The sequence below is a fragment of the Roseobacter cerffii genome (genome assembly GCF_054226325.1).
Map to the genome: position 1 here is coordinate 3,013,536 of NZ_CM135757.1, position 11,948 is coordinate 3,025,483.

Sequence of the window (11,948 nt, forward strand, 5' to 3'; positions counted from 1 at the left end):
CTTGAAGCTGAGGCCGGGGGCGTGATCGGCAAAGCTGCAATTCATGGATCATTCCCCACTGCCAGGCGCTCCACGGCCGCCAGCACTGCGCTAAGTGTCTCCGGGAATAAGCGTGGCAGCGGCTCGCCTCGATTGGCGACACGGGCGATCTGGTTGAGGTTCACGCCGACGCGGTTCAACTCGACCAAGGCTTCGGTGTTGATCTGCTGCGGTTCGGTCGATGCAGTGACCCGATGACCAAGGATTGCCCGGCGGCAATAGTCGGACAGCGATAGCCCCGACCGCGCCGCGTTCGCCTCGACGCCAGCTCGCTCGAAGGTGGTCAGCCGAGCGCTGACCACCACCACACGTGCCTCACCAGGCGCGGCCTTTGGGCGTCCGATTGGCTGACGCAGATCACTCATAACAGGCCTCGACACGCGGCCAGCGTCGCGCAGCGACAAGCGTTTTTGTTTACAAAAACTATGCTTGCTACTCTAACCCTGCGGCCGGTCATGACTGATATACCGGTATGGGTGTGAGGTACGTCGTTTCCTGCCCGGCCAGTTTGACGAACCCTTGCAGCGTGGGAAGTGAGGTGATCTCGGACGCAAGTACTACGCGTGCCACTTCCTCGCTGACGGATCGGTTCGTGGAACGTTTGCCGTCACCGGCGGATGATTGTCCCAGCTTCATCACCTGAAAGCGGGCGTCGCCGATCAGTTTCGATTGGCGCTCGGCAGACATGGCGTCTGTCGCGCGCAGGATGACTTTGTTCGACAGGCTGTTCGTGATGGTGATTGCGCCGTTGCGACCGTAGAGATGCTCGACCTGCTCATAGTTCTGGATGCCGACGACGACCCGGAAGCCGGTCTTCCGAAGCTCGGTGACGGCTGTCTTGAGTGACGGAATTTCACCCAGCCCGGACAGCTCATCAACTATGATCCACACGCGGTTGTCGCGGTTCTCCCCCAGATCGCAGACGGTCGTGATGATCTGATCAAGCCAGCTCGAGATGAGGTTCTTGGACTCTGGCAACTCGCGTTTTCGGTAGGGAATGAAGATCGAAGGGCGATCCTGGCCCTGCTCGACCCATTCGCGAACCGAGAAGCTGCCTGGTTTCAGGTGCTCCCAGAACTTCAAGGTCTCGTAGAAGGTCATCCTTACATTCCCGAGTGCCTTGTCGTTCACGCCAAGCGAAGACGCTGAGGTCCCATGGATAAACGGCGCAAGCGCCTCCGCGTCCGCACCCGTCAACAGATGGAAGAGTTCTTGATGATCGAACGGTTCGCCCGCGTCCTTTACGATGCGCTCGTAACCGCGAGCCGTTGCCGCGAACATCGCTTTGGCCATCGCGTGCCACTGCTGCGCTTCGCCAGCGCCGTCGCCGATGAACGATTGCGCCAGAGCCGACCAATCGGCAGGAGAGCGCACCTCGTTTTGCGGCAACCAGCCCGGTGAGGCGGGGTCGAACGGCGACAGAATGATGTCGTCCGGTCGTCCGAACGACGTCCACATGTCGTAGCCGGTATCGACAACAACGACCGTGTCTCCTCGGTCTCTCAGATAGGCGACCATGCTCTTTAGCAACTGCGTCTTTCCGGTGCCCGTGGCTCCCTCGATGAGCGTATGGAGCGGCTCAAGCTCCTTGGGCATGGCGACATTGCCCAGAGGAACGCCTTCGGTCTCCATCGGCCGCTCTTGGCGGCTGACTTGCGCGCCGCCCTTGTGCACCCTCTGAACGCTCGGTGTAGCTGGCGAGACCATCAAGTAGACGACGCCGAAGATGACTGAAAACAGGCCTCCCAGAAACATCAGAAAGACGCCTGGCCAGCCGCTTGGATCATTCTGACCCAGGGGTTCCATCAGAAAACCGATGGTCAGCAGCGCGCCGCACGGGAGCAAAAGAAATCGAAGGATGAAATGACGATACTGCCGCTGATAGGCGACGCCTTCAATGTGCGCGATTTCGGCTTCTTCTTTGGTGATCATGGTTTGCCCTCTTTCAAGCCGCGACGGCGAGTTCGGGCGCGCTGCGGTGCGCCTCGATCAACTGCCGAACGAGTTCGATTTGCTGGTCCCTAAGCTGGGTCCCGCGCCTTGCAGGACAAAGGTCGGGAAGCTGATAGCATCGCCGCCCCTCATGGATTACTTGCGGCAACGATCGATGCAGTGATGGCAGCCCATACGCTCTCAGAGCATCGTCCCACTCCCGCTCGAAGTATCCACCTCCGCCAGGGACGAACCTGAGTGCCTCGCCGGACTGCCTGCCATTAGGCAGGTCCGGCGACGGCACGAGCCGTGCCTTTTGTTCTTTGGATTGTTCCTTATAGGAAAGCCCATGGGTGACCCCTTTATGAGGCACGGATGAACCCTTTTCTTGATCCGAAAGGCCCACGTGCGCACCCTTTCTCTTCGGGCGGAAAGGCACAATTCTGTAGGGTGAGCGCAGGGTGTAGCGCGTGCGATTGCCTGCGCCACGACCCTCTGTGCGGGACAGCCAGCCAGCAGCGACCAGTTCTTTGATGGCGCGCTTGACCGTTGAAAGCGCCATCTTGAGATACTCGGCCAGCGTCTTCATCGCTGGATTGATTTGGCCAGTCTCGTCATTGGCGAACTGAACCGACAATGCAGCGGCGACGACTTGAGAGGATGAGTTGAGGGCTTTGGCCTGGAGGACCGCCTTCAACCATTCAAAGCGATTGAGCTTAGACATGGGCACCTCCCGCGATTGCGTTGAGGGCCGCGAACGGGTAAAAAGGAGTTGTAGAATGAAGATCAAAGCCGTTGAGGTGGGTGGCCGCCCCCTCGACGGTTTTTGCTTTCTTGGGCCTTGCATACGCCCTGAAACCGTTTACCGTTTCCTTGTAAGTCGTTGATTTCCCGTCGTGAACAAACGGGGTCCGTTTACAGAAAAACTGTTGAGAAACAGGCTCCACTTGCGGATTGCAAATCCGTGTACACCGGTTCGATTCCGGTACTCGCCTCCATTTAAAATCAATGGCTTAGATGATTTTGAGAAGGCGCGGCAACGCGCGTCTAAACATTTGTCTAAACATTCTGTTTTTGTTCTGTTCGCTTCTGAGGCCGTGACCGAGAGCCATCGCGACCGCACACTTCGCGGTTTGATACACTTTGAGAAGACGCGTTTTCAGTCGCGTACTGTTGTCCGCATCCGATGGCGACGCTTCACCGCCGCAGGCCCGACCCTGCTCCGTTGTGTGGGGACTACGCCGCGCCGACCCTGCTCATCGCCAAATACCACCGGTTCGCAAGATCGCTACGTGCGGTGACTTCGGGTGCTAACCAACCTCTAGCTAGCGGGTGTTCTTTGAACCCCGCCTAGGAGGATCAAGACCGGTTCTGTTCCGTGCGCATCTGCTGCGCTTGAACGGCTCTGATACGCTGACGGACCTTGCGCGTGTAGTGTTGGACCATGGCAGGGCTCTGACCAGTCACGGCGGCGATAAGATCATCACCGCAACCCGCTTCCAGAAGCTCACAAGCGGCGTTGTAGCGCCAGCTATGGATATCGTAGGCTAGCGCCCCTTCTGGCTCCAGTGTATCGACCTATTGTGCACACTCCAGAACAAACGACAACTTTGTCCGCTGAGCTATCAGCATGATCTAAGAACCAATGTCCGGTTTGGGGCTGAGTGGTCGTCAGACATGTTTTATGGTTTTGACCGCTCAGCGCTTTTCCTGCCAGCTCAGCCCACGGAGTCAGTGTTTCTTAGCGTGAAGCTGATCGTATTCGTACTGCTCCCAAAGATACATCTTGCCGTTCTGACGCGCATTGGCCAGCCAAAGCTTCTTTCGAACACCGGGGGGCTCTAGAGCCGCGTACTTTCCGCCGGAGAACTTTGGCCAGTCGATAGCCAGGCCCATCTTTACCAGCTCTGCCGACAGGTCTCGCCCATCGGGCAACGTGCAATGCGCAACGGTACGCCCGTAATCATCCACATCGGTTATCTCTGCGCGCACTACGTGACCTTTGCAGAGCTTGACCATCGCCCATTTGGCTTTTTGCCCATATGGGTGATTTAGCTCAGGTGCATCGATCCCGAATAAACGTATCTGCGTTCTCTTGATGACGATGGTATCGCCGTCTGTGACCCATGCCGTCCCGCTAACGACTTCCGGTTTAGAAAGGTGCTCGCTGGTATGCTCATCAAACGGCGTTGGCTGGTTTTTCGAAATCGTTCGGGTGGTCTCTGAGGTAACGGGCCGCCTCTTCTGCGGTAGGTTTAATGGAGGAAGCTTGGCTTCATCGATAACCTGCGGTGGGTGATCGGGGTATTTCGGTCTTCGAGCGCGGAACACCAGAAACACCAGTGCGATTCCGACTATAGCCAAGCCAACTATGCTGACTTCACTGATGGGCAGTTCGAATTTGCCACTCTCGGCAGCATAGGCTGCTTCCTCGCCGCGCATCTTGGGCCGGAAAGAGCTTGTCGGAATCAGCGAATGATCATCCCTATTTGCCAACTTGGCACCTCACTATCGACCACCATGTCACGCATCATTTGGAGTCCTACCGGGACAGAAAAACACACTGTTCTTAGTAAATTCTTGCGTCTAAACATTCGCGATATGTTCCGCCGAAAATCACCCAGTTTCTAAACATAAATCACTGGTTTTTCAGGGGCATTCCAAGTCTTGCAAATCCGTGTACACCTGTTCGATTCCGGTACTCGCCTCCAATCTCTATAGACAAATTTACTTGTGTTCACTGCCACTTCAAAGACCGCTGGCCATACTAGTTCTGGGATAGACTTGCCTCGCAGGACGGCACGCAACGGTAACTGGGGCATTTAACATGATCGGGTCATGGGTCTCTAGATCTCTGGAACCAGACCTTTCCGATGGCTACGATCGAGGTGTAGAGCGCGTCTAGTTACGTGTAAGCCAATCGCAGAAAACGTATGGAGCTAACTCCGTTCGACTAGGTGATCAAACGACTGCTTTTTAAGGCTGCCAGATCGACTGCGCGCGACAACGGCTTAAGCAAGCCCCAAGCGCTCGAATGCGTTGATCATTGCGCGGTGTTTCGTCGGGTCTTTGAGCGTAAAGAGATGCTCCACGATCGGCAGGCTGGACCTCTTACTCCGATCATCAATCTTTGAGATCGCGGCTTCGGCGCGGTCAGTGTCGCCGTTCACATAGTAGATCGCCGCGGCCAGGGCGCAGACGAACATGTGGCGGTTGGGGGCGTGCATCGACTCTGTGGCGAACTGAACGGCCTTCTGGCCGTCATCCCGCACATAGGCGGCCAGCGCCCGCGCGCTCAGCATGCCGGAGACATGCGGGTCAAGCGGAGACAGCGACAGAGCTGTCGACGCAAATCTGTCTGCTTCGACGCCCGAGCATGCAATCGCATGAAATTTGCCGAGCTCATAATGGCCGAGCGCATAGTTGTGATTGAGCTGTACCGACCTGCCCGCCCAGCTGACCGCTGCGTCGATATCTTTCGACGTCCAATGCGCCCTGCTGAGGACAAGGTTGCAGAACGGATCGAACGGATCCAGGTCCACCGCCTTCTCGGCCAGCGCCATACCCTTGGACTTGCTGGCCGCGCCATCCGCGCTGAGCAGAAAGTTGTGATCTTCCAACTCCGCATAAGCTAGGGCGCTGTGCGCACGTGCAAATGCCGGATCGAGCGCTATGGCTTGCTTCATATGCTCCTTGGAAATGTCATTGTGGGCCCCGCGATACCAAAGCAGATGGTGGAGCCCGAGATGGTAATGCCCCCAGGCACTCAGGTTCTCGGTCGGGATGCCAGACAGGCGGTCGGCCTCATTCCGTGGGATATGTGCGTCGACCGCGTTGCACATCTCGCGCACGATGGCCTGGCGCACATTGAACACATCGTCGAGCGGTCCGGTATAGGTCTCGGACCACAGGATCTGTTCGGTCCGCGTATCCGTCAGCTCTGCCACCAAGATGAGGTGCCGATTTTTCAACGCAACGGATCCCGAAAGCACATAGCCCGCACCAAGAGCCGCACGGATCGCTGCATAGTCCGGCGACACCGCGCCAAATTTGAAGCTCGAGCCGCGGGCGATGACTTTAAAGGCGCGCAACTTTGAAAGCGCGGAGATCAGCTCGGCCGGTATACCCTCGGCAATTGCCCCATGATGCTCATCTGTCTCAACCAGGACAAAGGGGAGCACCGCGATGACGGGAGGGCCGGCAGCAGCGGCAGGATGAGGGTCTGGCGCGGCGGCATTGGCAAACACCGCCTCCCGCTTTTCTGCAAGCACGCCCACGAAGCGAAACCCCGTCCCACGCACGGTCCGAATGAACTGCTGCGCATCGCCGTCGTCGCCCAGGGCCTTACGGATGTTCTTGATGGCCCCGCTCAAGGACGCCTCCGTCACGAAGACATCGGGCCAGATCTGATCGAAAATCTCATCTTTCGTGACCACCCGGTCAGCATTGGTCACGAGGTACCTTAGAAGCTCAAAATTCTTAGGCTCGAGATGAACGGCCTCGTCGCCCCGGCGCAGTTCCATCCGGGGTTCGTCCAATTCGAAAACGTCGAAAACGTAGACCATGCCCGTATTTATCATGGGCCTGCGCGGACGAATAGCGTCTTGCGGCGCCGACGGGTCACAGAACGGGTCGAGCTGCCATCGGATTTTCTGAATGACTCTGTTCTGCCAAGCTCTCGCTGCGATTGGGCGACATCATTCGGACCTAAATGACAAAGTTTTTGCCGTAGCTGCAACAGCCGACTCCGGTCTCACCTACCGTGTTCCGCAATGAATACGCAGGATCTCATAGTCTTGCTCAGGCGGTTACTGCCACCCCGAATTCGTGGTGCTTGATAACTGATGCGAACTCAATCACACCTGCGCCGCGTCCGATCGGTTGTGCATTCTCCAGCTACTCTGCGCACCCATTCCAGCGCTCAGTTCCGCTGAGCGAACGCGAGGACACAAACAGATCGATTAGGAAAAAATCCACACATCTTGAACATGCTAGTGCTAAGAACGACCCATGCAGGTCAAATGAGGTCACCTTGAGAATACTGTTGGCAGACGATCATGAGCTGGTTCGGGAGACGATCGCGGCCTTCATCGCGAATGAGGATGGATTTGTCGTCGTGCAATCCGGCGATCTTGCTGGCGTCGAAAAGGCGATTGCTGCGCATGATCCGTTCGACCTTGTCCTGCTTGACTACGAGATGCCGGGTATGAACGGGCTGAGCGGGTTGCAAACGATCATCGATGCGGTCAGCCCGCGTCCGGTTGCACTGATCTCGGGGTCGGCAAGCAAATCGGTGGCAGAACAGGCTCTCGAGATGGGTGCTGCAGGCTTCTTACCCAAAACCGTCGCGGCCAAGTCGCTGGTCAACGCCATCCGTTTCATGGCCATGGGCGAGATTTATGCGCCCGTTGACTTTATGACGCAGGAGGAAGAGCAATCTGCGCACCCGCTGAAGGAGCTTCTCACACAACGCGAACTGCAAGTGCTTGAATGCCTGACGCGCGGCCTTGCCAACAAGGAGATCGCGCGCGAGATCGACCTTCAGGAAGTAACGATCAAGCTGCACGTCAAGACATTGTGCCGAAAGCTCGATGCCAAGAACCGCACACATGCGGCCATGATCGCAAAAGAAGCGGGCCTGTTCTGACCCGCCTCTTATCTTATGCGTCCAATATCAGAGCTCTAGGCCATCGCAGACCTGCAGGTAAAACCCTTCCATCAGATCATTGTGGTCCAACAGATTGACGGTCAGCCGGTCGGTGTCGATAGTCACACTGTAATCGGCGTTCTGCACCACATGTTGGCCAATCCAGTCTGATTTGGATTGCCCGTCGAGCAGCAGATCCTGCAGACGGAAGTCCAGCCGGTCGTTTTCTGACCCATCGCATGTGAAGTCGGCAATTGTATCAATTCCACCGTCCTGATCCTCGGCCCGGAAGACGAACCAATCCGTGTCCGCACCGCCGTAGGCAAGGTCGTCCCCGGCCCCCAGCAGAATCTTATCGCGCCCTGCCCCGGCATCAACCACATCATCACCGGATGAGGCGTTGATATAGTCGGAACTTCCGCCGCCGGTGATCTCATCGGCACCGCTGCCCCCATAGAGCTTGTCCTTACCGTCGCCGCCATCGAGCGTGTCGTTGCCCGTGCCGCCCTTCAGCACATCGCGACCTGCACCACCAGAGAGTTGGTCATTGCCGGAGCCCCCATCGAGGATGTCAGCGCCACCTCCACCGGTAAGCTGGTCATGCCCCGACCCGCCTGACAAGTGGTTGTCACCATGGCTGTCCGTCAGGACATCATTGCCGGTACTGCCCTCCAGAACATCGTTACCCTGGCCGCCATCGAGCGTGTCATCCCCAAGGCCGCCGTTCAGCAGGTCATCCCCCGCGCCGCCGTCCATCAGGTCGTCACCCTCGCCGCCGCGCAGCGTGTCGGCACCCGCATCACCGTGAAGCACATCCGCACCAGTGCCGCCGGACAGCACATCATTGCCAGCGCCGCCACTCAGAATATCGCGTTCCGAGCCGCCGGAGAGCAGATCATTGCCCGCACCCCCGTCCAGCGTGTCGAATCCCGAGCCCCCGTACAGATCATCGTTCTCGGTTCCGCCATGCAGCTGATCATGACCTGATCCGCCATGGATCTTGTCCGCGCCAGCCCCACCAAAGAGTACGTCGTCCTCCTCAGGCAGCAGGGTGCCGTAGGCGTCATAACGGTTGCCCAGATCGTCATAGGTGACGGCCATGCCGGGCGTTTTGGGATCGGACCGCCCGCCAAAGAGCTCGTCATCCCCCATACCCCCTGTCAGCACGTCATTGCCCGCCTCACCCGCGATGACATCATCCCCAATGCCACCGTGTGCCTCGTCCGCTCCGGCCCCGTTTTGAATGATGTCATCGTAGGTCGTATCTCCGCCGGTCGTGACCGCGACGCTGAGGTCTCGGATCAGTACGGCCGCGGATCGGTCCACCTCCGTGAAGGGGTTCATGGCACGCGGGTCCGCGGTGCCGTCGTTCGAGTAAGACTTCGGCGCGCTCGCCATCAGTTCCAGATGCGCAGTCCCGCTGTCCGGGTTGCGCACAACGCGGTAGATGCCCCCCGCCGATCCGGTGTCATCATTCATATCGTGATCGCCACCGTTGCCGCCGATGTAGAGGTTGCCATCGGCATCATGGATCGCGGCCCCAAAGGTCATGAGCGGAACGCCCGCCTGAAAGACCCCATCAATCATCGTGCCGGTCACTTCCGTGGTCGTGATGGAGGGCACCCCGCCATCAGAAACCGTGGAGATGTCGATCTGGTACAGCAGGCTTGGCGCACCTTCGCTTGAGGGGCGCGTGACGCCAAAGAACGAGCCGCTGCTGGCATCGAAGGCCACATCCCAGAGCTGGTCGGTGATCATCGACTTAGGAAATGTGAAGGTCTGGGTGGCGACCGCCCCATCGACGCCAACATTGTCCACATCGATCATGCTGATGCGATCCATGCTGGACTGGAAGGCCCAGAGATTGCCATCGGCGTCGAAATCACCGGTCCAGGACCGGTAAGGGGTCGTGCCGATCCGGAAGCTGGCGCCGGACGCGTCGAGCATCACCAGATCGGATTTCGCGACCTCGTTGCCCAGACTGTCCCGACCGTCAGAGACCGCAACGCCATAGATCATGTCATCCTCGACATTGAAGCCGATGGCATTCACCGTGACGGTCGCCTTTTCCCCCGCCAGGCTATAGCTGCCGGCCTGCGGGTCATAAACCTGCAGGGTTCCATTGATGACCTGGTAGATGTTGGGCTGGCCTTCAGCAAAGGCACGAGCGCTGATCGTTTCACCGCCGATCTGCATCTCCTTGTCATAGTAGAATATCGGTGCATCGGTGTGGATCACGGAGCCGCTGTCGATGCTGCTTTCGACCGAGCGGAAGGTCAGCGCGCCTACACCATCGATTCCTTCGAAGGTGATGTCATGCGTCGAGAAGCTCGCACTGTTGGTGTCGAAGCGGTCGATCACCGTGCCGTTCCACACCACCTCGACGGCACCGCTGACGGAACCCGCGCCATGGTTGGCGGCAAGATCGAAGCTGATGGCGTAGAGTTCGCCCGCACGGGTATCGACCAGCTGGGTCATGCTGGTCTGGCCCGCCTCGTCCGAAGAGACGGACCACGCGCCAGTTTCAGCATATTGCGCAAAGCTGGTCGCGGTTTCGGTCCCGCTCAGAAGATTGGTCTGCATGAAGTCGCCAAAGACGATATCGTCGCCCTTGGTGGTCTCGATCAGATCATCGCCCGATAGGCCGACAACAAGATCGGTCTCGACGCTGCCTAGCAACACATCGGACAGATGGGTGCCAAGCTGGAGGGTTTGGGTGGGTGATTGTGACATGGTTCAACTCTTTTCACGGGTTACAGGAACAGGGTGGTGATCGGCTGGGTTACCAGCCGATCCCTCGGTATGCAGGCGTGCTGGGAGGGATCGCCGCCACACGCACCAGATCGATCACCGGCGTTGTTTCGGCGGCCAGGACCGCCGCGCGATAGTCCGGATGCGAATGGGTGACGATCATGGCGTCCACCTCATCGGTGGCGGCACTGAGATCATCACACAGCATATCGGGCAGATCACTTGCCAGTGCTTTCAGACCGGGGCTGCCGTGACGCACATAGGCAAGCTGGCCGTGCAACGGCGTCTCACGCGTGATTGCCGGATCGTGGATCACCACCTCGACCCCATCGGCATTCAGCGCGGCGATCACCTCCAGGATCGGGCTTTCGCGCAGATCGTCTGTGCCCGGCTTGAAGGCGAGCCCCAGAACGCCGACCTTACGCGCGCCCGTCTCCCGCACCATGCGCAGCGCCGCGTCGATGTGGGTTTCATTAGACGCGCCAAGGCTCTGGATCATCGGCAGCTCAACGCCCTGCTCTTTTGCGATATGTGCCACCGCGCGAACCTCTTTCGGCAGACAGGAGCCGCCATAGGCGAAGCCGGGCCTTAGGTAGTAGGGCGAAAGGTTGAGCTTGGTGTCCTTTACGAACACATCCATGACGGCGTGGCTGTCGACACCGAGAGGCTTGCAGAGCCGCCCCACCTCATTGGCAAAGCATACCTTCGTGGCATGCCAGACGTTATCGACGTATTTGACCATCTCTGCCGTCTCAACGGTGGTGATGATGGGGGCCTCGTCCACCGCATCGTAGATGCGGCTCAAAATACGCGCGCTGCGTGGGTCGTTCGCGCCAATCACGGTCTTCGGCGGGGCATAGAAGTCGTCCACCGCCACACCCTCGCGCAGGAATTCCGGGTTGAAGCAGACGCCAAAGTCTTCGCCCGCTGTGAGGCCGGACACCTCTTCGATGATGGGCGCCATGACCCCCATGGTCACACCCGGCGGGATGGAGCAGCGCATGACGACCACGTGAAAGGCCTGCTTGCGCTTCAGCCCCGCGCCGATTGCACGCGCCGCCGCCTCGATATAGCTGTGATCACAGCCGCCATCTGCAGCGGTGGGCGTTCCGACGGAGACAAAGGTCACATCGGTCTCGATTACGGCCTGCTCCAGATCATCTGTTGCGAAAACCAGGCCCGCCTCAACCCCCTCGGTCAGAAGGCGTTCGAGGTCTTTTTCGTGGATGGGTGCGCGACCTTCAGCGATGCTCTCGACCTTGGTGGCATCAATGTCCACGCCGATGACGCGGTGCCCGAGGCTCGAGAGGCAGGCTGTGGAAACAGCCCCCACATATCCAAGGCCGACCACGCTGATCGCCGGTTTTTCCGTGATGACTTCAAGCGGGCACGCTGTGGCAGCCTGGGAGAATGTGGGATGACTATCGAACATTTTACCAATCCTTTACTAGTGACTGGCACGGTTCTAGCTCGCTGTTTTCAAACAGTCTTTTTGGCGTCCGTATAGTTTGATCAAACTTTGTATGGCGCGACTATCCTTTCGTATGGTGGCTAGACTGTCTTGGTATAGGCCGCGCCA

At 58.5% G+C, this 11,948-nt stretch carries 8 protein-coding genes; 1 reads left to right on the forward strand and 7 read right to left on the reverse strand.

Features of this window, described 5'->3' with window-relative positions; translation table 11 throughout:
• Positions 1 to 41: 41 nt before the first annotated feature.
• The 5 genes from ACVC7O_RS14630 to ACVC7O_RS14650 form a co-directional block, all read right to left on the reverse strand.
• On the reverse strand, positions 42 to 404 hold the full coding sequence (locus ACVC7O_RS14630) for a plasmid mobilization protein (RefSeq protein ID WP_458322850.1): 363 nt from the start codon (positions 402 to 404) through the stop codon (positions 42 to 44).
• An 88-nt stretch (positions 405 to 492) separates the two neighbouring features.
• Positions 493 to 1,971, reverse strand: coding sequence for a type IV secretion system DNA-binding domain-containing protein (locus ACVC7O_RS14635; protein WP_458322851.1), 1,479 nt, complete (start codon positions 1,969 to 1,971; stop codon positions 493 to 495).
• A gap of 13 nt (positions 1,972 to 1,984) precedes the next feature.
• Entirely contained in the window at positions 1,985 to 2,695 is a 711-nt protein-coding gene (locus ACVC7O_RS14640) for a helix-turn-helix domain-containing protein (RefSeq protein WP_458322852.1), read from the reverse strand.
• Between the two features lie 1,007 nt (positions 2,696 to 3,702).
• On the reverse strand, positions 3,703 to 4,467 hold the full coding sequence (locus tag ACVC7O_RS14645; RefSeq protein ID WP_458322853.1) for a thermonuclease family protein: 765 nt from the start codon (positions 4,465 to 4,467) through the stop codon (positions 3,703 to 3,705).
• Between the two features lie 515 nt (positions 4,468 to 4,982).
• Positions 4,983 to 6,536: a winged helix-turn-helix domain-containing tetratricopeptide repeat protein gene (locus ACVC7O_RS14650; protein WP_458322854.1), complete on the reverse strand. Its 1,554-nt coding sequence runs from the start codon at positions 6,534 to 6,536 to the stop codon at positions 4,983 to 4,985.
• 467 nt (positions 6,537 to 7,003) lie between these two features.
• Between ACVC7O_RS14650 and ACVC7O_RS14655 the strand changes: the two genes are divergently transcribed.
• On the forward strand, positions 7,004 to 7,618 hold the full coding sequence (locus ACVC7O_RS14655) for a response regulator (RefSeq protein WP_458326101.1): 615 nt from the start codon (positions 7,004 to 7,006) through the stop codon (positions 7,616 to 7,618).
• Between the two features lie 27 nt (positions 7,619 to 7,645).
• On the opposite strand, the gene ACVC7O_RS14660 is transcribed toward ACVC7O_RS14655, so the two are convergent.
• Both ACVC7O_RS14660 and ACVC7O_RS14665 read right to left on the reverse strand, forming a co-directional pair.
• Entirely contained in the window at positions 7,646 to 10,351 is a 2,706-nt protein-coding gene (locus tag ACVC7O_RS14660) for a calcium-binding protein (RefSeq protein ID WP_458322855.1), read from the reverse strand.
• A 49-nt stretch (positions 10,352 to 10,400) separates the two neighbouring features.
• Positions 10,401 to 11,801, reverse strand: a complete 1,401-nt coding sequence (locus ACVC7O_RS14665; protein WP_458322856.1) for a nucleotide sugar dehydrogenase — start codon at positions 11,799 to 11,801, stop codon at positions 10,401 to 10,403.
• Positions 11,802 to 11,948 lie beyond the last annotated feature (147 nt).